The organism is Streptomyces aureus, from assembly GCF_000725495.1.
In the GTDB taxonomy this organism is placed as follows: Bacteria; Actinomycetota; Actinomycetes; order Streptomycetales; family Streptomycetaceae; genus Streptomyces; species Streptomyces aureus_B.
In genome coordinates this window covers 153,390-177,159 of the sequence record NZ_JNZD01000030.1, presented here as the reverse complement: position 1 = coordinate 177,159, position 23,770 = coordinate 153,390, and the positions used below count along the sequence as shown (strand labels likewise).

Genomic DNA, 23,770 nt, shown 5'->3' with positions numbered 1-23,770 from the left:
ACATCCTCGGGCCCCGCCGACAGCGTGTTGTTCGGGCCCTTGCGGTGGCTGGTGCCGATCGGGTGGATCGGCGGGAGGTAGACCACGTCGAAACCCATGCCCGCGATCGCCGGCAGCCGCTCCGCCGCGGTCCGGAACGTCCCGTGCACCGGCCCGCCCACCCCACCGCTCTCCGAACCCGACAAGCCCTCCGAACCCGACAAGCCCTCCGAACCCGACAGGCTCTCCGGACCCGAGAGGCCCTCCGAACCCGACAGGCTCTCCGGACCCGAGAGGCCCTCCGAACCCGACAGGCTCTCCGGACCCGAGAGGCCCTCCGAACGCGGGAAGAACTCGTACCAGGCCCCGTACAACGCCCGCTCCCGCTCCACCAGCAACGGCAACGGGAGGGAGCAGGTGAGCCGTTCACGCAGCGGATGCTCCACCAGGACGGCCGTCACCTCGGGCGCCAGGGCCGGGTCGAGCCGGTCGGCCGGAGGCAGGGAGTCGTCGCGCAGGGTGGCCGCGGCGGCCAGCACCGTGGCCCGGCCGGCGGCCTCGGGCACACCCGCCGCGGCGCGCTCGTACAGGGCCGCGCCCTCCTCCAGGACCAGCCCGACGTCGATCCCGGCCGGGACCTTGATCCCGGCGGAGCGCCGCCACTCGGCGACCGGATCGCTCCACGCCTCCACGAGGTAGGTCCAGGAACCCGTCGCCGGAGGAGCGACGGAGGCGCCCCAGCGGTCGCTCCCAGGGGCCAGCTCGCGCATCGGCGCCCACGGACCGGGCCGGCCCTCCGGGTCGCACAGGACGGCACGGGCGCCGACGACGGTGTGACCCTCGCCGAACAGGGTGGCGGTGACCTCGAAGGTCTCGCCCACAACCGCTTTGGCGGGCCGTCTGCCGCAATCGACGACCGGCCGCACGTCCCTGACGGGTATGCGGCCGGTCGTCGTGCGCGCGTCCATGATCGCGTCCATGCGTGTCGCCTCCGCGGTTGCGGGCCCCTGTCGTCGTCGCCGCGAAAGGCCCTCTCGGTGCGGTCCCCGGGGACCGTCGTTCAGATCCGTGCCGGAACGTCCTGCAGATAGACCTCGGCGGCGTTCGCCGCCTCCCGCGCGCAGCGCTTACCCATCAGGACGCACAGGGTGTATCCGGTGTTCTCGAAGTTCCCCCGCACCACCCGGTCGGCGGGGGTCGCGAGAAGCAGGCGTTCCCACGCCCGGTAACGCTCCAGATGCCTGGCGACCTCGGCTTTGGCAGGCAGCAGCATCACGCTGGTCACCTTCCCGATCTCTCGACCGCGCACGGCTCGCCTGGCCGGCGGATGGGGGCCGTACGCGAAGGGGGGCCGGTCCGTCACGGAGCGACACCCTCACTCATGGTGCCTGTACGGAGACCGAGCGTCTTGTTGGTTCTTCAACCACCTGGGGGTGCGCTCGTGTTGCACGAATGGAGTAGCACTCTCATGCTGAGGGTGACTCAGGAGCGATGAGTGCTCACGCTCAGCGATCGGGGCCCGGTCCCGCGGGGGGCGAGAACGAGCGAGAGCTTCGCCGGTGAGGAGCGAACGAGATGAAATCCGCAGTCCCCTGCTACTACCACCTGGATGTGGAGCTCAGTCAGGAAAGGGTCGGACAGGTCGGGCGGATCCTGGCCGCGCACCTCCGGTACTGGAACCTGGAGAACCTCGTCGAGTCGGTCTGCCGCTGTGCGGAAGCACTGCTCCGCACCATCGAGCAGCACTCGGCGGACAAGAACACGACGATCGAGATGTGGTGGAACGGCCGCCGGCTGTTCGCCGCCGTCTCGGACAACAGCCAGGACATCGGCCCGCACCGGGCGCCGCAGGGATGTCTGGCCCAGATCGCCGCTCTGAGCGACGGCTGGGGCTGCTGTGCCACGGACGCCGGCGGGAAGATCATCTGGTCCTCGTGGAGGGCCCGCGCCGCCGACCGCGCCCTGCTGGACCCGTCGGTGCCCGCGCCCTGTCTGCGCGTGGCGCGTTCGACCCCGCTGTACGCCGTACTGCCGGAGCCCGCCCTCGCCGCCGGACGCGACGAGACCGAACCGGCCGCCTCCCTCGGGTGAGCCGCCGGTGAACCCGGCAGCACCGCCCGCTCATGTCGCCGAGCGCGTCGATCCCCACGGACCGACGCGCTCGGCGACGTTCGCCGTGCTCGTGCCCCGGGCCCGTACCTCGGGGCGCCGCGGAACGCCCGGCCGGTCGGTCGCCCGTGGCACGGACCGCCGAGCCGGGCGGTTGCCGGTGGCACGGACCGCCGAGCCGGGCGGTCGGCACGGGGTTAGGCTTGACTCTGATCGGGCTGAAACCGGGCACAGCGGACCCATCGGCGGGAGCCGGCCCCCGGCCCGGGCGCCGGGATCCGGGGGCGTTGGTTCGGACGCCGGGACGTGGGGCTGTCTCCAGATACGGGGATACACATGTCCATCACACCGGTACAAGCGGCACGCCAGGAACTCTCGGCGTTCAAAGGGGAGTTGATCGGCCCCGAGGACTCCGGGTACGACGAGGCGCGTGCCGTCTACAACGCGATGATCGACCGGCGGCCCGCCCTGGTGGCGCGCTGCACCTCCGCGGAGGACGTCGCCCTGATCGTCGGCTTCGCCCGCGACCACGCCCTGCCGCTCGCGGTGCGCGGCGGCGGCCACCACGGAGCGGGCCTGAGCACCTGCGACGACGGAGTGGTCCTCGACCTCTCCCCGCTCAAGGACATCGAGGTCGATCCGGCGGCGCGCACGGTGCGCGTCGGCGGCGGATGCCTCCTGGGCGAGGTCGACCGCGCCACCCATGAGCACGGCCTCGCCACCCCGAGCGGCATCATCTCCACCACCGGGGTCGGCGGCATCACCCTCGGCGGCGGCATCGGCCACATGACCCGCAAGTTCGGGCTGGCCATCGACAACCTGCTGGAGGCCGAGCTGGTCCTGGCGAGCGGTGAGCAGGTGCGCGCGAACGCGGACGAGAACACGGACCTCTACTGGGCGATCCGTGGCGGCGGCGGCAACTTCGGCGTCGTCACCTCCTTCCAGTTCCGGCTGCACGAGGTGAGCACCGTCGTCGCGGGCCCGACGTTCTGGCCCGTCGAGAGCGGCGCCGAAGTCCTCGCCGCCTACCTCGACTTCATCTCCGGCGCGCCGCGTGAACTCGGCGGCTTCTTCCTCTTCGGCTCGGTCCCGCCGGGGCCGCCGTTCCCGGAGGAACTGCACCTGAAGAAGGTCTGCGGCGTGCTGTGGTGCCGGGTCGGCGACGACACGGACGCGGCGGCCCGGGACATGGCCCCGCTGCTCGACGCCCTGCCCGCACCCCTGCTGCACGGCCCCGCGCCGATGCCGCACCCCGCCATCCAGTCCGCGTTCGACGGCGTCTACCCGCCCGGCGACCAGTGGTACTGGCGGGCGGACTTCGTCGACGAACTCCCGCGCGAGGCCGTCGACCTGCACGCCAGGTTCGGTGCCGAGATGCCGACCTGGAAGTCGACGATGCACCTCTACCCCATCGACGGAGCCGTCCACGACATCGGCCCGACGGACACGGCCTGGGGCTACCGCAATTCCGGCTGGGCCGCCGTGTACGCCGGCGTGGACCCCGACCCGGCCAACGCCGAGACCGTCAAGCGCTGGAGCGTCGAGTACTCCGACGCCCTCCACCCGTACTCCGCGGGCGGTGCGTACGTGAACATGGTGATGGCCGAGGACCAGGCGGCCGTCCGGGCGAGCTACGGCGGCAACTACACGCGGCTGGCCCAGGTGAAGGCCGACCGCGATCCCGGCAATCTGTTCCGGCTCAACCAGAACATCGAGCCGGCGACGAGCGACTGAACCGTGCGGAGGGGAGCGTCGCTCCCCTCGGCGCGAGGGCGCGTGCCGGTTGTCCGGTCGTGCGGGCGTGGTTGCGGCACGCCCGGGTGCGGGAGTCGTCTTCCAGGGAGCCGTCTTCCAGGAGCCGGCTCCCGAGGAGGGGAGAGCCGTGCCGCGGATCGCCGTGAATTCTCGGAACCTCGGTTGCACAGGCGGCGGGCGGGCCACCATAGTGATCGAGTGATCTGCGCACATACGACGACGATCACGCTCAACTGCGCCTTTCAGTACCGCACTTGACGTCACGCCAGGTAGGGCCGGAGCGCAGCCGCACCGGATGTGAGGCGAGGGCGATGGCCGCCGTGACCGAGGGACCGACCGGGAACGCGGGCCGGAGCGCCGGGGGGAACCCGGTGCTGGCGGCCGCGGTCAAGGAGGCCGGCTGCTCGTACGCCTCCCTCGCCCTGCGCGTCAACGAACTGGGGCGCCGCCAGGGCGCGGAGTCCCGCTACGACAAGGCGTCGGTGACCCGCTGGCTGCAGGGGCAGCAACCGCGGGGCGGCACACCGGAGTTGATCGCCGCTGTCCTGTCCGAGCGGCTCGGCCGGGCCCTCGCCCCCGCGGACCTCGGCTTCCACCCGGATCCCCAGCGCCCGGTCGCGGGCAGGGCACTCGTCTACGGCGAGGACGTGGCCGGGACCCTGCACACGCTCGCCGAACTGGGCTCCGCCGACATCTCCAGGCGGGGCCTCCCCGGCGCGGTCCCCTTCGTCGCCGCGGCCCTGACGAACCCCCAGCGCGACTGGCTGCTGTGGCTGCTGGAGAACCAGGAGACGCTCTCCGCGCCGCTGCCCGTGAACGGCGGTCCCGTCGAGCGGGTGCACGCGATGATCGCCGTGTTCGACCAGATGGACAACCACTACGGCGGCGGCGGGGTCCGCACCAGCATCGTCCACTACCTGTCCACCGAGGTCGTGCCCATGCTCCAGCGCCGGGGCACGGCGTCCAGGCAGCGCCGCGGGCTCTACGCCGCCGCCGCGCGCCTGGCCGCGATGGCCGGCTGGAGCTCGTACGACGCGGGGGAGTACGGACTCGCCCAGCGCTACATGACCCAGGGCCTGCGGCTGTGCGCCGAGGGCGGCGACCGGGTGCTCGGCGGACAGATCCTCGCCGGGCTCTCCCACCTGGCCACCAGCCTCGGCCGCCCCGACGAGGGGGTCGCACTCTCCCGCGCCGGAATCGTCACCGCGCGCGGGGCCGGCAGCCCCCTCGGTCTGATGCGGCTGTACGCCATGGCGGCGCGCGGCCACGCCGCCCAGGGCCGCGCGGACGACGCCCGCGAGGCGCTGCGCCTGGCGGAGGGGCAGCTGGCGGCGAGCCGCGGGGCCGAGCAGGAGTCGCCCTGGGTGCGGTATCTGGACCACCACTACCTCCAGGCCGAGTCCGCCCTGTGCTTCCGCGACCTGGGACTGGCCCGGCAGGCCGAGCGCACCGCGAGCGAGTCCCTCGGCTCGGGCGCCGACCGGCGCAGGCGCCAGGCCATCAGCCGGTCCGTCCTCGCCACCGCGCATCTCCAGCAGGACCGGCTGGACGAGGCCGTCGGCACCGCGACCCTGGCCCTGGAGACCCTCGGCGCGGTCCACAGCGAACGCTCCGTGCAGGCGCTGCGCGACTTCCGCAGACGCCTGGAACCCCGCCGGGCCGAGCCCGTCGTGAAGGAGTTCGAACGCCGCTCGCGCGGGGTGCTCGGGGCGGCGGCCTGAGGGAGATCCGACCACCGGCGGGCCGGCCGCGGCGCACGAACCGTGCCGGCCCCCCGACCGTGCCGGCCCCCCGACCGTGCCGGCGGGCCGACCGGTCGCGGCGCCACCGGCCCTGGGTGCCCCCGTCCCCCGGGTCGCTCCGTACCGTGGCGGCGCGGCCCCCGGTCGCTCGGCAGCGGGGCTGCTCAGTACCCGGGCCGTTCAGTACCCGGGCGGTTCGTCAGCCGGGCCGCCGCTCAATACCTGGGCGGCGCCGGCGCGGCCCCCGGTCGCTCGGCAGCGGGGCTGCTCAGTACCCGGGCCGTTCAGTACCCGGGCGGTTCGTCAGCCGGGCCGCCGCTCAATACCCGGGCGGCGCCGCACCCGGTCGCTCGGCAGCGGGGCCGTTCAGTACCCGGGCCGTTCAGTACCCAGGCGGTCCAGCGACCAAGCGGCTCAGTACCCGTCGGGGGAAGGTGCGTTCTGCGCGCGGTCGACCGGGAGATGTGCGCCGGAGATCCCGCTCGACCAGTCCGACAGCAGGAACGCCACCACCCGGGCGACCTCCTGCGGCGCCACCGGGGTGCCGCCCGGCAGCTCCGCCGCCACGAACCGGGCGAACGCCTCGGGTTCCTCACGGCGCATCCGGTCCCAGCGCCGCCCGGGGATCAGCATCGAACCGGGGGAGACCGCGTTCACCCGGATCCCGTCCGGACCGAGCTCGCGGGCCAGCGAGGCCGCCAGCTGGATCTGCGCCGACTTCGCGACCGAGTACTGCGCCGGCGGCCCGGGCTTCCAGCCGGAGATCGAGGAGATCACCACGACGGAGCCGCCCCCGGCGGCGCGCAGATGCGGTACCGCGGCCCGCACCAGCCGGGTCGCGTGACCGACGTTCACCGCCCAGGTCGCGGCCCAGTCCTCCGCTTCCGCCTCCTCGAAGCCGCCGCCGCGGGAACCGCCCGTGCAGGCCACGATCCCGTCCAGGCCCCCGAACCGCCGTGCCGCGTCCTCGACGAACCCCTCCAGGTCGCCGGGCGCGGTGACGTCGAGCCGCCGGGTGAACAGCCCGGGGCCCATCGAGGCGGCCAGCGCCTCGAGCCCCGGCGCGGTGCGCGCACACGTGGCCACCCGCGCGCCCTCGGCGGACAGCAGCCGCACGATCTGCTCGCCGAGTCCTCGCGTGCCGCCGGTCACCAGTACCCGCTTGTCGCGCAGTCCCGCCGGGCCGGTGTCACCGTCAAGGGACACCGCAGCCCCGCCCCCGCTCCCGTTCCTCACAAGATCGAACATACATCCCACGCCACTACGTCCTTGCAACCGGACAACCCGAATACCCCCTGGTCGCCCCGGCAGTCCGGCGTGTTGGCTGCACGGGCAGCCGCCGAGCCAGCCGCCCCCCACGGGCTGCACCCGAAGGAGGACCGATGCCGGTACCCAGGGCACCGCGCCGCGAGCCGTCGCCCTCGGCGGCCCATGGCGACGGGGCACCGGCGCACGAGACGAGGACGGCGCGGCCCCGGACCTCTGACGAGCGGACTCCGGAACGAGGGGCACACCCGGCGGACGACCAGGCCCCGCGGCCCAGGCCGGCCGATCCCGTCGAGTCGTCGGCACCGGACCGGCCCGCCCGGGCCGCCGCCGAGCCCCCGCGGGCCGCGGTCCCCGCGGACGCCGGCACCGGCCGGGTGCACGGGGCGCACGGTCTGCGGACCACGGTCCCCGCGCACCCTTCCCATGTGCCCGGGGTGCGGGCCCTGGTCGCCGAGCACCTCGCCCTGCTGCGGCTTCCGGCCCATCGCCTCGACGACGCGGTGCTCGCGGCCGGGGAACTCTTCACCAACGCCCTCAGACACGGCAGCCCGGAGCGCGGGGACACCATCACCGTCGGCATCGAGTGCGGCCCGTACGAACTGCGGGTGTCCGTCGCGGACCGCTCCCCGGCGCTGCCCGCGCGGCGGACGGCGGACGGTCCCGAGGAGTCGGGACGCGGACTGACGATCGTCGCCGCGCTGACCGACGACTGGGGCGTCGCTCCGGCCGACCCCGGCACCACGGGAAAGAAGGTGTGGTTCTCGATGCTGCTGCGCGGCCTGCGCTGATCGCGGGCCCGCCGCGTCCGGCCGCGGACACCGGGTCGCGACCGGCGGACGGCCGCGCGACGACGGATGGGGCCTCCGGGGAACGTGATGTGCAGCACGCCCGGAAATACCCCGTTCGGGTGGCGCGGAAAGATAGTGGCTGGGCACGGCTTGATCACCGATCAAGAAAGGAGAAATCGCTGGCCAAGGTACGTTCGGCGCATTTGACACTTCGTTGAGGGCACAGATAGGAACGACCTCTGAAGTGGAGAGGTGGACTGTGCGCGAGCCCAACGTGGTCGGGGACTGGCAGGAGTACGACGAGCAGGCCGGCCTGCGTGTTCGGGTTCATGGGGTCGAGAAGGCGGAGCCCCCGAAGGGACGCGACGAGGCCGCCGACGAACTCACGTACTTCCGGTTTCGGGTGACCGTGGAGAACCGTTCCACGGAACACATCGGCATCCACCTCGAAGACGGCCAGATCGACATCCGCGTGGGCGCCGACGGCGAGAGCGCCTTCCTCGACTGGCGGAATTCGCAGTTCATCGAGGGTTACGACGTCTATCCGCTGCGCCGGGCCACCGCGGTCCTGTTCGCGGCCGGCCCCGAAGCGGCCCTGCACCGGATGGACATCCAGATCGCACTCAAGGTCGACGACGAGTGGACCGAGCGCTTCCTCTGGGCGGGCGGTGTCGATCACGACGCGGCCGTCGACGCGGGCGCGCGGCCCGACGCGGGCCGGGACAGTCTCGCGTGCCAGGTGAGCAACTTCCTCCGGCGCGAAGCGGAGTCCTGAGCCCCACCCCCGGTCCGGGCGACGGGAACATCTCGACCGCCCGTGCGAACCACCCGAAAGGTGACGGGGCGGACGAACGCCTGATATCGCCGCGGCGGGCTATGGTCGCCGGGTGAGTCGAACCGAAGCGCGCTCCGAAGGGGCGGGTCCCTTCACGACCCGGCTGACCTGGCGTCTCATGGACGGGCGCATCGCGGTCTGGGAATCACGCCGGGCCCGCAAGCGCGGTCTGCTCACCGTGCGCGCTCCGGGGGAGGCGGAGGCCAGTGCCCGGCGCGCGGACATCGTGTCGATCGCCCGGCTGCGCCGGCTGAACGCCGTCGCCGCCACCGCGTTCACGGTCGGCGGGCTGCTGTTCGCCCTCGGCGCCGGGTTCGCCCAGTTCGGCTCGCGGGGCGTGACCGGCGTCTGGATCTACTTCGCGGGCGGTCTGTTCTTCAACACCGGGGGCTACGCGTCGCTGCTCCAGGCGGTGAACGCCCCGCGCCGCGACAGCGAGTCCGACACGCTGGCCGGGCGGCGCTGGAGGTGGTGGAGCTTCGAACCGGGCCGGATCGACTGGCTGAGCACGCTCCTGCTGTTCGCGGGAACCCTCGTGTTCGGGGTCAACCTCGTCGACTCGCTGATGAAGGGGCTCTCGGTCCAGCAGGTGGACCGGCTGATCTGGGCCCCGGACCTGGTGGGCTGCGTCCTGTTCCTGGTCTCCGGCCATCTCGCGATCGTCGAGGTGTGCCACGGGCGTCCGCGGGTGCTCGCCGACGACCTCGGCTGGTGGATCGTCGCGGTCAACCAGTTCGGATCCGTGCTGTTCTTCGTCTCGGCGCTGGCCGCCTACACCCGGCCGGCGACCGGCAGCCTCGTGAACGTCGACATCGCGAACTGGGGCACCCTGGCCGGTGCGCTCTGCTTCGCGGCCGGCGGAGTGATCCAGTACTTCGAACGCCCCTGACCCGAGCCTCCGGCCCGCGCCGCTGATCCGCGCGCCTGTCCCCGGCTCCTGACCCGTCGCCGCTGATCCGCGCGCCCGGCTCCGGCCCCTCACCCGTCGCCGCTGATCCGAGCCCCGCCCCGCCGCCGATCCGCGCAGGGCCCCGGTGGGACTCCTACCGCTCGCTGGCCTGGTTGCCCTCCACCCACTGGATGAGCAGCTGGCGTACGTACGGATTGCCCTCCTGGGCGGCGTGCGCCAGCTTCTCGGCGCTCGCTCGGGCCGCCCGCCAGCCCGCGGGCGTGTCCTCGGTGTTGGCCTGGTCCGCGGCGGCCAGCGCGTCGGCGGCGAGGAGCCTCAGGTCCTCGGCGAGATCGTCGTCGGCGGCGGCGCGGTACGCCTCCAGCCGCAGGGCCGCGAGCGCGGAGGGGGAGGGTGCGGGCTGCGCGGGCGGCTGGGCGTAGCCGCTCACCGCTATCACCACGCAGAACGTGGCCACGTCCCGGCGGCTCTCCGACTGGCCCTTGGCGACGGCCGGCGCGAGCCACTTCGGGGCCCGCCAGTGCGAGACCGCGGTGGCGATGACGAGGGCAACTGCCAGCAGCGCGAAGGGAATCCAGCCACCGAAGAACCAGCCGAGCGGCCCGAGGACCAGGAAACAGACGGCACTGCTCATCCATATCCGGCGGCGGCCGAGTCTCAGGTGTCGTGGATCCATGTGTCTCAGTGTCGCAGGGGCGCCCGGGACGTGCCGAGGGGGCGGGCGATTCGCGTGTTCCCGCCCCGGCCGTCCCCCGCCCGGACCCGGTCCCGGGATGCGGGGGCGAGGGCGCGCGCCGGGGGAGGGCCGCCCCGTGACGGGTGTGGATGGCGCGCATCGCGGTGGACCCGGGCCGGTGACCGTGGCGGCGGGTGTGAACGGCGCGTATCGAATGGCCGGAGATGGCCCTGTCCAGCGCGACCCCCCGTACGTACGATTTCGTCGCTCCCGGCCTTCACAGCTCCTTCACAGCCAGGAGTGGACACGTGCTGCGTATTTGTCATGCGCATGCACAAATGAAGCTCAGCCTTGATCCAACGCACTGGTCCGCGACGGTTCCCCGTCCGTTCGGGGAGCCGCACCCCCCATTCATGGCGGCATGCGCCCGCGCGGTCGCCGGAACACCGACGCAACGGATTGGAGCACCATGGCCGGTGGCCTGTTCATGGGTGGCGCGATCGCCGCCCTGTTCGCCACAGCGCTTCCCCTGTCGAACTCGAACCCGGTGTTCGACAACCCGCCTCCGGACAAGATCGTCATCAGTGTCGCCACGGTCAACGGGTCCGGCTGTCCCCAGGGAACGGCGGCCGTCGCCGTGTCCCCGGACAACACCGCCTTCACCGTGACCTACAGCGACTACCTCGCCCAGGTCGGAGGCAACGCCGACCCCACCGCGTTCCGCAAGAACTGCCAGCTCAACCTGAACGTGCACGTCCCGCAGGGCTTCACCTATGCCATCGCCAGCGCGGACTACCGCGGTTTCGCCTCGCTCCAGACGGGGGCCAGCAGCACGGAGAAGGCCTCGTACTACTTCCAGGGATCCCCGAACACGGCGTCCATCACCCACCCCTTCCGCGGCCCGTACGGCGACGACTGGCAGGCCACGGACACCACGGACTGGGCCCAACTGGTCTGGGCCCCCTGCGGTGTTCAGCGCAACTTCAACATCAACACCGAACTCCGCGTCAACGCGGGCACGTCGGCGCCCGGCAGCTCCAGCTTCATGACCATGGACTCGACGGACGGCGACATCAGCACCGTCTACCACCTGGCCTGGAAGGAGTGCCCCGCCGCCTGACCCGCCTCCCGTGACGCGGGTCCTCGGCCGGCTCCGCCGCATCGGAGCCGGCCGAGCCGGCCCATGACGCCGTCCAGCGGACGTGCGTCAGGGCAGCAGCTTGTCCACGGCCGCGGAACCTTCCCGCTGGAGCTTCGCCTCGGCCCAGGCGAGGTTCTGCGGTGTGACATCGCGACCCGAGCCGAGAACGAGGTCCTCGGCCGTCACCGGGCCCTCGGTCCCGGTGTGCAGCAGCGCGTCGGGGGTCGCCCTGTCCTCGGAGGGCAGGGACGCGTCGGGCTGGCTTGTCGGCATTGGCTTCTCCCTCTTCCACCGGATGTACTCACGCTACGGGCATTCCGTACGCCCCGCGCGACACGCCCGGTGCCGGGCCCCGGCCACGCCCGCCGGAGAGGGCGAACCCCCGTTCGGGTGCGCTGGAATGTCGGCTTTTGTTCGCGGAGGTGATGGTGGAGGAGCTCGCACCACTGCGAATGAACGGAGCTTTGGAATGCGTATTCGTCTGATGGCCGCCGCCGGCCTTGCCAGTGTGGCCATGCTGGCCACCGCCGGGACCGCTGCCGCCGCCGACCCCGTACCGGTCGTCGGTGCCGCGGCGAACAGCCCCGGAGTCCTGTCCGGCAACGTCATTCAGGTCCCCATTCACATCCCCGTCAACCTCTGCGGCACCACGGTCAACGTCGTGGCGCTGCTGAACCCGGCGGCGGCGAACAGCTGCTCCAACAGCTGACGGTCCGCGGGTCGGGGCGGCATCGCCCCGACCCGCAGCGCGGCCCGAGCCCGGCGGTCCCCTCTCCCTCCCGAGTGGACCGCCGGGCTCGGCCGTGTCCGGGGAGCCGCACCCGGGACCGTGGCGGTGGCGCTCCCTCGGCGAGCGGGCGGAGCGGCAACGTTGTCACGCCTCCTTCCCGCGCGGCCCTATCGCTTCGCCCGGGGTTGAGCACACACTGATCCCGGGACCCGGGGCGGGCACCCCGGAGGGGCCGTCGACCGACGGGGGGCGTGCGGGACCCGAAAAGGCTGGGTCTAAGGTCAGAGGCAGATTCAGAGTGATGGGGGGTGGCCGACTGTGGTGCAGGACGATGCCGTGATCGGCTGCACGGGGGAACTGCTCATCGGCACCCGGGGAACCGCCGGTCCCGGCGAGATCCTGGTGCGCGTGAGGGGCGGATCCGAGACCTTCCATGCCTGGTCTCGGGAACCCCTGCCGAAGGGGGCGACCGTGCTGGTGATCGAATCCAGGGGATGTCGCGAGGTCGACGTCATCGCGTGGGTCGATCCGCTGGACGCGCTGGACGGCGACGCCGTCGGCGCCGGTTGAGAAGGAGAAGCATGTTCGGTTATCGCGTACCCGCTCCCGACGAGGCGATGTTGATCTCGGGCGGCAGGCGGGGACTGGGGGGCGCGCCGTTCCGAGTGGTGACGGGGCACGGCAAGTTCGTGCTGCCCGTCTTCCGTAAGACCCGCTTCCTGACGCTGTCCATGTGCGAGGCGGAGGTCACCGAGACCTGTGTCACCAAGCAGGGCATCTCGCTGCACGTCCGCGCCGTGATCGCTTTCAAGGTCGGCAACGACACCGAGAGCATCATCAACGCGGGTCAGCGCTTCCTGTCCGACCAGGACCAGATGTCGGTCCTGACGGGCCGGATCTTCGCGGGCCATCTGCGCGCCATCATCGGCTCGATGACGGTCGAGGAGATCGTCACCGAGCGCCAGAAGCTGGCCGCCGAGGTCCTCGACACCTCGAAGCTGGAGATGGCGAAGATCGGTCTGATCGTCGACTCGCTCCAGATCCAGTCGATCGACGACGGCGACACCGGCTACATCGACGCCATGTCCGCTCCGCACAAGGCCGCCATCCAGCGCCAGGCCCAGATCGCCCAGGCCCAGGCCACCCAGGCCTCCGTCGAGGCGGAGCAGGTCGCGGCCCGGAACCAGGCCGAGTACGCCCGGCAGACGGCGATCGTGAAGGCGGAGTACTCCGCCGAGGTCGACCGGGCGCAGGCGCAGGCCGCCCAGGCGGGTCCGCTCGCCCAGGCCCACGCCCAGCAGGAGGTGCTCGCCGCGCAGACCGAACTCGCGCAGCGCGCCGCCCAGTTGCGTCAGCAGCAGCTGGTCGCCGAGGTCGTCAAGCCGGCCGAGGCCGAGGCCGAGCGCATCAAGGTGCTGGCCATCGCCGACGCCGAGCGCATGAAGATCCAGGCCGAGGCGGCCGCCTCGCACGACCGGGTCGCGCTCGACCGGATGCTGATCGACCAGCTGCCCCTCATCGTCAAGGAGGCGGCCGGCGGTCTCGCCGGTGCGAACGTCAACGTCCTCAACGGCGCCGACGGCCTCGGCGAGATCGCCGCCGGCCTGGTCGCCCAGGGCCTGACCATCCTCGACTCCGTCCGCCAGAACCTGGGCGGACAGAACTCCGAGGGCGGTGCCGCGAAGACGAACGTCCCGCTCCAGCTCCAGGGGTACAGCCGTACGCCGGTCGACGTCGACGGGGACGAGCCGGAGGGCTCGTCGGCCAACTGACGTTCCCCGGAACGGTCCACCGCGTCCGTCGTCCCTCCCGGGGCGGCGGACGCGGCCGTTTCCGGCGCCGGCGGCGCACCCGGCGGCGCGTTCGGATCAACCGGCCCCAGGGGCACTCAAGTCCCTTACACTCGGCCCCAGTTGATCTCGAAGCGGCCGCCCCTGGAGGAGCGCATGCCCCGGACACCCTCGCGTCGTACCGCACTTCAGGGCCTTGCCGCCGCCGGCGCGGCGGTCGTCGGGTTCGATCCCTTCACCCGCAGCTGGGCCGCCGAGGCGACGTCCGCCGACGGCCGGGCGCTCGCGGGCCTGCCGCGCCTGGACGGCAGCGTCCACACCGACGACGCCTCGCTCACGGCGGACTCCGACGACTTCGGCCACATCGTCCACCGGCGTCCGGCCGCGGTCCTGCGGCCCGGCTCCGTCGGCGACGTCGTCGCCATGATCCGCTTCTGCAACAAGCACGGCGTGCCCGTCGCACCCCGCGGCCAGGGCCACGCCACCCAGGGACAGGCCCAGGTCGACGGCGGCCTGATCATCGAGACCACGCCGCTCGCCTCCATCGGCCCGGTCCGTCCCGGCGCCACCACGGTCACCGTCGGCGCCGGCGCCCGCTGGAGCCAGGTCGCCCGGGCGGCCCTGGCCCACGGACTCACCCCGCCCACCTTCACCGACTACCTCGAACTGTCCGTCGGCGGCACCCTGTCCGTCGGCGGCCTCGGCGGTCAGACCCACCGGCAGGGCGCCCAGGTCGACAACGTGACGGAACTCCAGGTCGTCACCGGCGCGGGCGACCTCGTCCGCTGCTCCCCGGCCCGCCACGCCGACCTGTTCCACGCCGTGCTCGCCGGACTCGGCCAGTGCGCGGTCATCGTCGGCGCCACCCTGCGTCTGGTGCCCGCGCCCGAGACCGTACGGCACTACCTCCTGCCCTACACGGACCTGCGCACCTTCCTGGACGACCAGCGCCGGCTCGTCCAGGAGGGCCGGTTCGGCTATGTCGAGGGCCAGGTGAACGCCGACGCCGACGGGGCCTTCCGCGGCTACGTCATCGAGGCCGTGGCCTACGGCCCGCCCGTCGGCCCCGCGCCCGACGACACGGCTCTGCTGCGCGGGCTGCGGCACGACCCCGCGGGGGTGCAGACGAGCGACCTCGGCTACTTCGACTTCCTCGACCGGCTCGCGGCCTCGGTCGCCGCCCTCAAGGAAGCGGGCCTGTGGGCCTTCGCCCACCCCTGGCTGAACCTGCTGCTCCCGGGCCGTTCGGCGGCCGCGCTCACCGAGTCCCTGCTGGCCGACCTCACCCCCGCCGACCTCGGCCCCGGTGTCGTCCTGCTGTACCCGGTGCTCCGCGAGAAACTGCACGCCCCGCTCCTGCGCACCCCCGACGACCCGGTGGCGTACCTGCTGGCCGTCCTGCGCACGACCCCGCCCGGTGACACCGCGACCGTCGACCGGCTCCTCGCCGCCAACCGGGCCGCCTACGACACCGTCCGCGCCGCGGGAGGCACCCACTACCCGGTCGGCTCGGTCCCCTTCGACGCGGCCGACTGGCGCGAGCACTTCGGCCCCGTCTACCGGCGCCTGGCGACCGCCCGCCACACGTACGACCCCCGGGGGATCCTGGTCCCCGGGCAGGGCGTCTTCTGACCGGGAAGGGCGTCGGCACCGGCACCCGGCGTACGGCCCGGTCCGCCCGCCGTCCGGCTCACCGGGGCCCGGGCCGGCGGGCGTCGCGGCCGCTCACCAGCGTCCCGGCTCGCTGCCGGTGATCGGCGCCGACGGCTCACCGTCCACCCCCCTCGGGACGTCACCGGCCAGCATCACCCGGTGCATGACCCGGGGGTGGTCGAGGTGGGCGGTGTCGCCCGGCGCCAGATGGATGGTCGCCCGGTTGTCCCAGAAGGCCACACTGCCCGGCTCCCACCGGAAGCGGACCGTGTACTCGGGCCGGGTCGCCTGCTCCAGCAGCATGTCGAGCAGCGCCCGGCTCTCCGGCCGGGACACCTCGCGGATCTGCTCGACGTAGTAGCCGTTGACGAACAGCAGTCGCTCGCCCGTCTCGGGGTGCACCCGCACCAGCGGATGTTCGGTGGCGATCTGACGGTCCAGCAGATGACGGACGTACGCGTCGTCCCCGGGCCGGCTCTGGTACCCGACCCCGAGCCGGTGCTCGGCGCGCAGGGTGTCGACGAAGGCGCGCACGGGAGCCGACAGACCCGCGTAGGCGGCCGCCAGGTTCGACCAGGTGGTGTCGCCGCCGTACGGGGGTACGGTCTCGGCGCGCAGGATCGTGGCGGCCGGAGGATCGATCCGGGCGCCGTGGTCGCAGTGCCAGCCGCGCAGCAGGGAGTGACGGCGTCTGCGCAGCCACTCGTCGTGGTCCATGCCGTAGCGCCCGCCCAGTTCCAGACGGTCGGCGGTCGTCTCGACCTCGGGGAAGTCCCCGGGGGACGCGCTGCCCCGGGACCGGAGCCGTACCGGGGTCCCGAACCGGCGGGCGAAGGCGACGTGCGCGGTGTGGTCGAGCCGCTGGCCGCGGAAGAACAGTACCTTCCAGCGCAGCAGCGCCGCCCGGATCGCGGCCACGGTCTCGTCCGTCGGCGCCTGCGCCAGGTCCACTCCCGTGATCTCGGCGCCGATGTGTCCCGCCGCCGGCCTCACGTCGAGGGGGGTGACCTGGTCCGTCATGGGGCCTCCGTGGTGCGTGGGTCCGTTCCGCCGGCTCCAGCATGACCGTTCGGCCCGGGACCGGACAGGGCGCCTCGCCCTCGGAAGCGGTTCCGGGCCCGGCGAGCGGGTGCCGGGGGAGGGGGCGCACACGGGAGGCGCGCGGCGCGCACGGGGTGTGCGCGGTGTCCCCACGCCGCCGTCCCGCACTCCCTGTCGGCGGACGTGGAGCGTGCCGACAATGGGCGCAGTGAACGGGACCCGCCCTCCATCCGCATAGGGGCGGGGCCCGTTCACTGCGTTCGGGGCCGGTCCCGGGGACCTCGCTCCCGGTGCGCCCGCAGGGGAGTTCCCCGTTCTGGTGTACGCGGGCGGAGCTGTCAGCCCCGGTGCGCCCGCAGCGCGGCGAGGGCCCGGTCGGCGTGGACGCTCATCCGCAGTTCGCTGCGGACCACCTCCAGGACGGTGCGGTCCTCCCCTATGACGAAGGTGACCCGCTTGGTGGGGGCGAGGGTGAAGCCCCGCTTCACCCCGAACCGCTCCCGGACGGTCCCGTCGGCGTCGGAGAGCAGCGGATAACCGAGCGTGTGCCGGTCGGCGAACTCCTGCTGCTTCTCGACCGCGTCACCGCTGATCCCGACCAGTCGGGCGCCGGCGGCCGTGAACTCGGTGGCCAGATCGCGGAAGTGACAGGCCTCGGCGGTGCAGCCGGCCGTCATGGCGGCGGGGTAGAAGAAGAGCACCACCGGTCCGTCGGCCAGCAGCGCGGACAGGCTCCGCGTCGCCCCGGTCTCGTCCGGCAGCGCGAAGTCCTCGACGCGGTCGCCCACGGTCACCTGAGTTGTCATGACTGTCCCTTTCCGGACCGGGCGACTCCGCGCGCCCACAGTACGAGCGGCACCTGGAGCGGGAGCCGGGCGAGGGCCGCGGCCCTGAGCGGCGCGGGGCGACGGCGCCAGTCCACGGCCATCTGGACGTTGGCGGGGAAGACCCCGACGAAGAACGCGGCGGTGGCGAGCGCGCCGACCCGGCGGGTGCGGGGGAGTGCCACCCCGGCCGCCAGGGCGAGTTCGACGGCGCCGCTCACATAGGTCCAGGTCCTCGGTGATCCGGGCAGCGCGCGCGGGACGATGGCGTCGAACTGCCGTGGTGCGGCGAAGTGGGCGACGCCCGCCGTGGCCAGCAGGCCCGCGAGCAGCAGGGGTGATCGGTCGGGCCGTGGCACGGTTCCTCCTCCAGGAAGCCTGCCGCGGATATTACTGCAGAGTAAGTGCCGGTGGTACGGGTGGGTCTCGTTGTGCGGATGTTCCGCCTGTGGCGTCCGTCCCGGAAGAGGTGTCAGGCCGTCAGGGCGGCGCGGAAGGCGCCCGGGTCCATCGCCCCGGTGCGGCTCCTTGCTCCGCTCCGGCCGTCCGTCCCGGTCCGGCTGCTCACCCGGCTCCGGTTCTCCGGCTCCGTCCGCCGGACCACGTCGTCACGGCCGGTGGCACCCGTGCGGGCCGCCGCCTGGACGGCGTACGTGGTCTTCGCGGGGTCGACGAGCGGATCACCGAGGACGATCCGGCCCGCGGCGTGCAGCGCGTCGCACTCGCCGGTGGGCAGGGCGACATAGCAGCCGCCGCGTCCCGTCGAGGGATCGAACGGAAGCCAGTAACCGTACCGGCGGCGGCCGTTCGCGTGCACGGTGAGACGGACGGGGAAGCGGCGCTGGGTGATCAGACGCAGAACCTCGGCGCCCTCGGGCCCGAGCGGCGCACGGGTGCCGGGCAGGGGCCGCAGCATGGTCACCGGCCTCCGATCGGCGCTCGCGGCACGGCACGGAGGTGCGAGGTCGGCGTCATGTGCGGGCGGCCTTTCGACGGACGGACGGGATCGTGCGGCACCGGTGCGGTGACGTTCCTGCTGATCGGCATTCTTCCGCAAACCACTGACATCGCGGGAGGGGTGATGGTCAGTCATGTCGTACGGACGTCCGCGCGCTGCCGACGACGGCCGCCCGCCCGCGGTTGGAGCGGGCGGCGAGCTGCCCCTGGACGAAGGGGTCCGTGGCGGGGTCGTAGGCACCGGCGTGATCGGCCAGGGCGTCGGTGATCCGCTCCCACTCCTCCGCCTCCGTCCGCGCGTCGGCCGCGGTGTCACCGTCGTCCGGGGCGTCCTCGGCGGCCTTCCGCGCCTCGCCGAGGGCCTCCTTCGCCTGATGGTGGTTCATCCCGGTGGCGGCGCGGCGCACCCGGTCCCACACGGTGTGCTCCCGCTCCGACGGTTCCTGTTCGGACGGTTGCGGCTCCGGGCTCAACGCTCCACCTCGATCGTTCGGAGGGACGGCTGCCTTCACCGGGACCGAGTGCCCAGGCGGCGCGCGACGACACCTGCGCGTTTCGGGGCGTCCTCGGCGGACGCCGCGTTCGGTGCGGCCCCGGACGCGTCCCCTCACCAGGGCAGGAACGCGTGGACGTCCTTGCCGTCGGGCCGCACGATCACGCTGACCTGGTCGGAGAGCGCGTGGATGAGATGCCAGCCGATGCCGCCCCCGCCCTGGGAGGGGCGGAAGCGGCGGGGCGCCGGCGGGGTGGTGCTGCTGTCGTGGAGTGTCACGTGCACACCGTCCACCGTGGGACGCAGCTGGAGCTCGAAGGGGCCGGGAGCGTACTGGATCGTGTTCGCGGCGAGTTCGGTGACCACCAGCAGGATGTCGTCCCAGTGCTCGGGCGCCGAGGGCGGAGTCGATCTCGCGAGCGCGCGCAGATAGCCGTCCGCAGCCAGCCGCGCGTCCGTCACGTTGCGCAGTTCGCCGCCGAACGCGCTGGTGAGCGTGCCGAACTCCTCCACGGACGGCTTCCTGTTCCGGCTCGGATCGATGTCCATCGTGCCCTTCGTTCGGATCTCGTCGGCGGAACGCCTCCCGCCGCGTTGCGACCCGGTCACCTGCGCCCGGACCCGGCCCTCGGTGAGGGCCCGGTGCCGCACCCGTCCCCTTCTCACTTCTCTACGCGGAGGTGCCGTGGGAGCGGCGACGGGAGCGGCGGCGTGCCAGCGCACGTCGTTCCGCCTCGCTCGTGCCGCCCCAGACACCGACGGTCTGGCCGGTGTCCAGGGCCCAGCTCAGGCATTCCTCACGGACCGGGCAGCCCGCGCAGACCGCCTTCGCCTCCTGGATCTGCAGCACCGCGGGTCCGGTACTGCCGATGGGGAAGAACAGATCGGGGTCTACGGTGCGGCAGGACGCGCCTTCGCGCCAGTTCTCCATGCGAACCTCCTGATCGGGTCGAGCGCGTTCTCCGGAATCCGGTCCCTTCCCGGGTCACCCTTGATCCGCCGTATGAAACCGGTAAGTCGTGGACATCCGGTGGACACCGGAGCTTCCGCGCGGCACACAGCCGCCTCGGGACGGTCACGCGACCGGGCCGGGCGGGTGCGCCGGTCCCTGGAGACGGGGCGGGGGGCGGTGCGGAACGGGTTCCCCGGCCCCCGGGGCGGGAGCGGTCCGGGATGGCAAGATGGAACCCCTGGTGAAGGCTGGTTTTCGTTTCGACCGATGAACGGGATGGCCCATGACGCAGGAGTCCGGCGAGGTCTGGGAGAAGTTTGCCGTCGCCCTGGCGGACATGGCGCGCGACCTGCTGGCCCAGGACTCGGTGCAGGCCACCCTGGACCGGATCGTCGAGCACGCCAAGGTGCTGATCAACGGCTGCGACGAGAGCGGCATCCTCACGGTCCGCCGCGGTGAGGTCAGCGCGCTGGCCGCGACCAGCGACATCGTGCGTATGGCCGACCGGATCCAGCAGGACCTGCGGGAGGGCCCCTGCTTCGACGCGGTGACCGACCGCGAGCAGCTCTACGCCATCGAGGACCTGCGTCGGCCGCACGCGAAGTGGGCCCGCTTCGCGCCCGAGCTGAGAAAGCTGGGCATGGGCAGCATGATGGGCTTCCTGCTGTTCACCGACGAGGACGAGCTCGGCGCCCTCAACGTGTACTCGCGCCGGCCGAACATGTTCGACGCGTCGGCCCAGAGCGCCGGCTGGGTGCTGGCCTCCCACGCCGCGGTCGCCCTGTCGGCGGCCCGTACGCACCAGCAGCTCGGCCACGCCCTGGAGACCCGGCACGAGATCGGCGAGGCGATGGGCATCCTCATGGAGCGCCACGGCCTCGGCGAGCAGGAGGCGTTCGCCGTGCTGAAGAAGGCGTCCCAGGACCACAACATCAAACTGCGGGAGGTCGCCCGCAAGGTCTGCGAGACCGGCGAGCGCCCCCGCTGACCACCCGGCCCCGGGGACCTGGCCGACGGTTCGGCCGGACGGGTCCCCGGGTGCGGCGGGCGGATCGTTCGGACCGGCCCGCGGGCGGAGCGACTAGAGGAAGCGGCGCACCGGTGCGACGGCCAGTTCCTTGGCGCGCTGAACGGGGGACCTGCGCCGCCAGCGGCCCGGATCGATGCCCACGGCCCTCTCCCGGTCCTCGTCGAAGTCCCGGTCGAGGGAGGCGGTGAACGTCTCGTCGAGGACGGCCAGCATGACCTCCTCGTCGTGCTCCATAGAGCGGCGGTTGAAGTTGGTGGAACCGATCAGCGAGGCCACCCCGTCCACCGTCATGATCTTCGTGTGGAGCATGGTCGGCTGGTACTGGCGTATCTCGACGCCCGCGGCCAGCAGCGCGGCGTAGTGGTGCTGGCCGGCCAGCTGGCAGGCGCGCTGGTCGGTGTGCGGGCCGGGCAGCAGGATCTCCACCCGGACCCCGCGGCGCGCGGTCGCGCACAGCAGGTCCACGAAGTAGGTGTCCGGGGCGAAGTACGCGGTGGCGAGCCGGAAGCGTTCCTCGGCCGAGCCGAGCATCACCCGGATGAGGGTCTGCATGTCCTGCCAGCCGAAGCTGGCCGAGCCCCGCACCACCTGCACGGTGGCCGTGCCCGGCTGGTCGTGACCGGTGAAGCGGTCCCGGTCGTCGAAGAGCTCGTCGTGGCACTCGGCCCAGTTCTGCGCGAACGCCGCGGCGATGCCGTCCACCGCGGGACCGCGCACCTGGACATGGGTGTCCCGCCACTCGGCGGGACCGCGGGCGTCGCCGCACCACTCCTCGGCGATGCCCACACCGCCGGTGAACGCGGTGTGCTCGTCGACCACGAGCGCCTTGCGGTGACAGCGGTGGTTCTGCTTCAGGGGCGAGAGCCACAGCGGCTTGCGGAACCACGCCACCTGCACCCCGGCGTCGGTCATGGCCCGGAGCAGGTCCTCCTCGATCCGCTTCGCGCCGAAGCCGTCCAGCAGCAGGCGCACGCGCAGGCCCGCGCGGGCCCGCTCCGCCAGCGCGGCCGCGAACTCGCGGGCGATCTCGCCGCGCCAGTAGACGAACGTCATCATGTCGATCGTGTGCTCGGCGGAGCGCACCGCGGCGAGCATGGCGGCGAAGATCCGGTCGCCGTTGCGCAGGGGGACCAGTTCGTTCCCCTCGGTCGCGGCGATGCCGATGAGCCGCTCCAGCCGTCTGCGGAACCGCTCTTTGCGGCGCCGGACCTCCTCCGGGTCCACCGCCTCGTCCGTCTCGGCCCGTGCCGTGATGGTCCCGGACATACGCCGCCTCCTGCCGTCCGTGTCTGCTGCCTGCCGTGTTCCGTCCCGTCGCCCCGGGCGGGCCGGGAGAGGTGCCGGGGTGGCGGCCCCGCGGGCCCCTGCCCGGCGCGAGCCGCCACCCCGGCCGCTCGACCGCGCCGGATCCGGGGTCGCCCGGCCCCGTACGACCGTCGCGGGAGCGATGTCGCCGAAGCGCCCGTGGGCGTCCGGGACGCGTGACCTTGTGCCCCCGATCCGCGCCGGCAGTCCCCCCGGTCCGAGGACTTCGACGGGCTTGCGCGGCGGGCCCGGTGAGAGGGCCGACGGGACGCGTGTGACCGCGATGTGAAGGTGGGGGAACCCGTGACATGGCCCACCGAGGTCCGGGAAGAAGGGGTGACAGCCCGCCCGGCACACCGGACCTACACGGAGGGCGCCGCAGCGCGGCGCGGGGGCGGACGTACGGCAAGGGAGGCGAAGGCATGACCACCGTCGAACCGCCCTGCGACTTCGGATCCGGCCTCGGCGCGAGGCTGGAGAGGGATCCGCAGGCCGCTGTGAACGCCCGGCGGATGGTCCGCACGTTCCTCGGCGATCTGCCGCGCACGGTGCCGCGAGAGGCCGCCGAGGCCGTCATGCTCGTGGTGTCGGAGCTGGTCACGAACGTGGTCCGGCACGCGCGCGGCCGGCTGTGCAGCCTGGATCTGAGCGACGTGGGCCACGGCGTGGGCATCTCGGTGTCCGACGACGACCCCGAGCCGCCGCGTCCCCGGCGTCTGGACCTGACCGGTCAGGGCGGCCTCGGGTGGCCGCTGGTGAGCCGGCTCTCCTCCGAGCTGACCGTGCACTCGCGCCCGGACGGCAAGACGGTCCGCGCCGTCGTCCTGTTCTGACACCTCCCGAGGCCCGGCCCGATCCGCTTCCGACGATCCCGAGGAACGAGCATCATCCGCGATTCAGCTGCGACCGCCGGCCGCGACGGGACGCTTCGTCCGCGCGGCGGGGTTCCTCTTCCCCGTGGCGCGTGCCGTCCGCCGGGCCGGGACACACCCCGTCCCGGCGCCGGGCGGGTCCGGCGGAGCCCCGGGAAGCGTGGGACGAGGCCGTGACGCACGAAGGGGACCTCGATCCGGCCGGGGCGGCGGGGCCCCGTCCCGAGGTGATCGCCCGGCGGCTGGCGGACGCCGTCGAGGCTCTGGTGGAGCTGTGGACCTCGGCCGGCCGGTCGGTCGGACCGCCGCTGTCCGCACAGCAGTTGAAGGCCCTGACGGCCGTCGCCCGGCGCCCCGCGGCCACCCTCACCGACCTGGCCGAGAGCGTCGGCATCACCTTGCCGGCGGCGAGCAGACTGTGCGACCGGCTGGAGGCCGCGGGCCTGCTGCGGCGGATCCCGCACTCCCACAGCAGGCGCTCGCTGAGCCTGCTCCTCACCCCGCAGGGCGGACGGCTGCTCGCGGAGATCGGTGCGCGGCGGACGCGGGACCTCGCGGCGGTGCTCGCGGGGATGACCCCGCTCCAGCGGACCGCGCTGGAGGAGGGCCTGCGCGCCCTCCGGACGGCCCGGCCCGCGACACCCGCCGACCGCGACCCGGACGACGAGACGGGTAAGCCGCCCTTCGGGCCCCGGAGTTGACCCCGATCCCCTCCGACCGGCCGACGAGTGGACATCGAACTCGGCGCTCCCGGCCCTGAGTTGCTGCTGAGCCAGCCCCGATCGGTGCCGTTCGGGCACGGGCATCGTCCCGCCGGCCGGCTCGGGGGTGATGCCGAACGGGTGCGCCCAGTGGCCGAGTTCGTCCGGAATCCGGGCCGTCGGGCCCTGCGTCCCTCTGGTGGAGATCGAGTGTGCTT

The 23,770-nt window shown here is 73.0% G+C and carries 26 protein-coding genes and 1 pseudogene; 14 read left to right on the top strand and 13 right to left on the bottom strand.

Going from position 1 to position 23,770, the window contains the following annotated elements:
• Both IO36_RS43900 and IO36_RS43895 read right to left on the bottom strand, forming a co-directional pair.
• Window positions 1–947 (bottom strand): maltotransferase domain-containing protein (locus tag IO36_RS43900; RefSeq protein WP_037624527.1); only part of this gene is annotated, 947 nt, incomplete at its 3' end.
• A 113-nt stretch (window positions 948–1,060) separates the two neighbouring features.
• A pseudogene (locus IO36_RS43895) lies at window positions 1,061–1,252 on the bottom strand (DUF5133 domain-containing protein); the annotation flags it as partial.
• 302 nt (window positions 1,253–1,554) lie between these two features.
• Here IO36_RS43895 and IO36_RS30785 point away from each other — a divergent pair.
• The 3 genes from IO36_RS30785 (at window position 1,555) to IO36_RS30775 (ending at window position 5,564) form a co-directional block, all read left to right on the top strand.
• Window positions 1,555–2,070, top strand: coding sequence for a hypothetical protein (locus tag IO36_RS30785; protein WP_037624420.1), 516 nt, complete (start codon window positions 1,555–1,557; stop codon window positions 2,068–2,070).
• A gap of 354 nt (window positions 2,071–2,424) precedes the next feature.
• On the top strand, window positions 2,425–3,822 hold the full coding sequence (locus tag IO36_RS30780) for an FAD-binding oxidoreductase (protein WP_037624418.1): 1,398 nt from the start codon (window positions 2,425–2,427) through the stop codon (window positions 3,820–3,822).
• A 332-nt stretch (window positions 3,823–4,154) separates the two neighbouring features.
• Complete coding sequence (locus IO36_RS30775; protein ID WP_037624415.1) at window positions 4,155–5,564, top strand: NsdA family TPR-like regulatory protein; 1,410 nt, start codon at window positions 4,155–4,157, stop codon at window positions 5,562–5,564.
• Window positions 5,565–5,999: 435 nt separating this feature from the next.
• Here IO36_RS30775 and IO36_RS30770 read toward each other — a convergent pair whose 3' ends face one another.
• Entirely contained in the window at window positions 6,000–6,791 is a 792-nt protein-coding gene (locus IO36_RS30770; protein WP_051901075.1) for an SDR family NAD(P)-dependent oxidoreductase, read from the bottom strand.
• Window positions 6,792–6,967: 176 nt separating this feature from the next.
• Between IO36_RS30770 and IO36_RS45045 the strand changes: the two genes are divergently transcribed.
• The 3 genes from IO36_RS45045 to IO36_RS30755 all read left to right on the top strand — a co-directional run bounded on the left by IO36_RS45045 (window position 6,968) and on the right by IO36_RS30755 (window position 9,366).
• Window positions 6,968–7,642 carry an ATP-binding protein gene (locus tag IO36_RS45045; RefSeq protein ID WP_078943543.1) on the top strand — a complete coding sequence of 225 codons (675 nt, stop codon included), beginning with the start codon at window positions 6,968–6,970 and terminating at the stop codon, window positions 7,640–7,642.
• Between the two features lie 259 nt (window positions 7,643–7,901).
• Window positions 7,902–8,417: a hypothetical protein gene (locus IO36_RS30760; protein WP_037624410.1), complete on the top strand. Its 516-nt coding sequence runs from the start codon at window positions 7,902–7,904 to the stop codon at window positions 8,415–8,417.
• Window positions 8,418–8,529: 112 nt separating this feature from the next.
• A complete protein-coding gene (locus IO36_RS30755; protein ID WP_037624408.1) occupies window positions 8,530–9,366 on the top strand; it encodes a hypothetical protein in 837 nt (278 codons plus the stop codon).
• Between the two features lie 154 nt (window positions 9,367–9,520).
• Here the strand turns inward: IO36_RS30755 and IO36_RS30750 are convergent, their stop codons facing one another.
• Window positions 9,521–10,063 carry a hypothetical protein gene (locus tag IO36_RS30750; protein WP_158997600.1) on the bottom strand — a complete coding sequence of 181 codons (543 nt, stop codon included), beginning with the start codon at window positions 10,061–10,063 and terminating at the stop codon, window positions 9,521–9,523.
• 469 nt (window positions 10,064–10,532) lie between these two features.
• Between IO36_RS30750 and IO36_RS30745 the strand changes: the two genes are divergently transcribed.
• Window positions 10,533–11,183 carry a DUF4360 domain-containing protein gene (locus IO36_RS30745; RefSeq protein ID WP_037624404.1) on the top strand — a complete coding sequence of 217 codons (651 nt, stop codon included), beginning with the start codon at window positions 10,533–10,535 and terminating at the stop codon, window positions 11,181–11,183.
• 87 nt (window positions 11,184–11,270) lie between these two features.
• Here the strand turns inward: IO36_RS30745 and IO36_RS30740 are convergent, their stop codons facing one another.
• Window positions 11,271–11,477, bottom strand: coding sequence for a hypothetical protein (locus IO36_RS30740; protein WP_037624402.1), 207 nt, complete (start codon window positions 11,475–11,477; stop codon window positions 11,271–11,273).
• Window positions 11,478–11,673: 196 nt separating this feature from the next.
• Here IO36_RS30740 and IO36_RS30735 point away from each other — a divergent pair, with 196 nt between their 5' ends.
• The 4 genes from IO36_RS30735 to IO36_RS30720 all read left to right on the top strand — a co-directional run bounded on the left by IO36_RS30735 (window position 11,674) and on the right by IO36_RS30720 (window position 15,356).
• Window positions 11,674–11,913 (top strand): chaplin, encoded by a 240-nt coding sequence (locus tag IO36_RS30735; protein ID WP_037624400.1) that lies wholly within the window; start codon window positions 11,674–11,676, stop codon window positions 11,911–11,913.
• 339 nt (window positions 11,914–12,252) lie between these two features.
• Window positions 12,253–12,504: a hypothetical protein gene (locus tag IO36_RS30730; RefSeq protein WP_037624399.1), complete on the top strand. Its 252-nt coding sequence runs from the start codon at window positions 12,253–12,255 to the stop codon at window positions 12,502–12,504.
• Between the two features lie 11 nt (window positions 12,505–12,515).
• A complete protein-coding gene (locus IO36_RS30725; RefSeq protein ID WP_078943542.1) occupies window positions 12,516–13,706 on the top strand; it encodes an SPFH domain-containing protein in 1,191 nt (396 codons plus the stop codon).
• 174 nt (window positions 13,707–13,880) lie between these two features.
• The gene (locus tag IO36_RS30720) at window positions 13,881–15,356 is read left to right on the top strand and encodes an FAD-binding protein (RefSeq protein WP_037624398.1); all 1,476 of its coding nucleotides are present in this window, start codon (window positions 13,881–13,883) and stop codon (window positions 15,354–15,356) included.
• Window positions 15,357–15,449: 93 nt separating this feature from the next.
• Here the strand turns inward: IO36_RS30720 and IO36_RS30715 are convergent, their stop codons facing one another.
• The 7 genes from IO36_RS30715 to IO36_RS30685 form a co-directional block, all read right to left on the bottom strand.
• Window positions 15,450–16,397 carry a TauD/TfdA dioxygenase family protein gene (locus tag IO36_RS30715; RefSeq protein ID WP_037624397.1) on the bottom strand — a complete coding sequence of 316 codons (948 nt, stop codon included), beginning with the start codon at window positions 16,395–16,397 and terminating at the stop codon, window positions 15,450–15,452.
• Between the two features lie 359 nt (window positions 16,398–16,756).
• Window positions 16,757–17,224: a peroxiredoxin gene (locus tag IO36_RS30710; RefSeq protein ID WP_037624394.1), complete on the bottom strand. Its 468-nt coding sequence runs from the start codon at window positions 17,222–17,224 to the stop codon at window positions 16,757–16,759.
• Complete coding sequence (locus tag IO36_RS30705) at window positions 17,221–17,601, bottom strand: DoxX family protein (RefSeq protein ID WP_037624392.1); 381 nt, start codon at window positions 17,599–17,601, stop codon at window positions 17,221–17,223. Before IO36_RS30705 ends, IO36_RS30710 begins: the two co-directional genes overlap by 4 nt.
• Window positions 17,602–17,714: 113 nt before the next feature.
• Complete coding sequence (locus IO36_RS49230) at window positions 17,715–18,158, bottom strand: hypothetical protein (RefSeq protein ID WP_342455134.1); 444 nt, start codon at window positions 18,156–18,158, stop codon at window positions 17,715–17,717.
• Between the two features lie 169 nt (window positions 18,159–18,327).
• The gene (locus IO36_RS30695; protein WP_051901074.1) at window positions 18,328–18,672 is read right to left on the bottom strand and encodes a hypothetical protein; all 345 of its coding nucleotides are present in this window, start codon (window positions 18,670–18,672) and stop codon (window positions 18,328–18,330) included.
• A gap of 134 nt (window positions 18,673–18,806) precedes the next feature.
• Window positions 18,807–19,241, bottom strand: coding sequence for an ATP-binding protein (locus IO36_RS30690; RefSeq protein ID WP_037624513.1), 435 nt, complete (start codon window positions 19,239–19,241; stop codon window positions 18,807–18,809).
• A 121-nt stretch (window positions 19,242–19,362) separates the two neighbouring features.
• The gene (locus IO36_RS30685; protein ID WP_037624391.1) at window positions 19,363–19,623 is read right to left on the bottom strand and encodes a WhiB family transcriptional regulator; all 261 of its coding nucleotides are present in this window, start codon (window positions 19,621–19,623) and stop codon (window positions 19,363–19,365) included.
• Between the two features lie 304 nt (window positions 19,624–19,927).
• Here IO36_RS30685 and IO36_RS30680 point away from each other — a divergent pair, with 304 nt between their 5' ends.
• Window positions 19,928–20,632, top strand: a complete 705-nt coding sequence (locus IO36_RS30680) for a GAF and ANTAR domain-containing protein (RefSeq protein ID WP_037624389.1) — start codon at window positions 19,928–19,930, stop codon at window positions 20,630–20,632.
• A 93-nt stretch (window positions 20,633–20,725) separates the two neighbouring features.
• Here the strand turns inward: IO36_RS30680 and IO36_RS30675 are convergent, their stop codons facing one another.
• Window positions 20,726–21,940 carry a phospholipase D-like domain-containing protein gene (locus IO36_RS30675; RefSeq protein WP_078943541.1) on the bottom strand — a complete coding sequence of 405 codons (1,215 nt, stop codon included), beginning with the start codon at window positions 21,938–21,940 and terminating at the stop codon, window positions 20,726–20,728.
• A gap of 461 nt (window positions 21,941–22,401) precedes the next feature.
• On the opposite strand from IO36_RS30675, the gene IO36_RS30670 reads away from it, so the two are divergent.
• Both IO36_RS30670 and IO36_RS30665 read left to right on the top strand, forming a co-directional pair.
• Window positions 22,402–22,812, top strand: coding sequence for an ATP-binding protein (locus IO36_RS30670; RefSeq protein WP_051901073.1), 411 nt, complete (start codon window positions 22,402–22,404; stop codon window positions 22,810–22,812).
• A 212-nt stretch (window positions 22,813–23,024) separates the two neighbouring features.
• On the top strand, window positions 23,025–23,552 hold the full coding sequence (locus tag IO36_RS30665) for a MarR family winged helix-turn-helix transcriptional regulator (RefSeq protein WP_063764922.1): 528 nt from the start codon (window positions 23,025–23,027) through the stop codon (window positions 23,550–23,552).
• Window positions 23,553–23,770 lie beyond the last annotated feature (218 nt).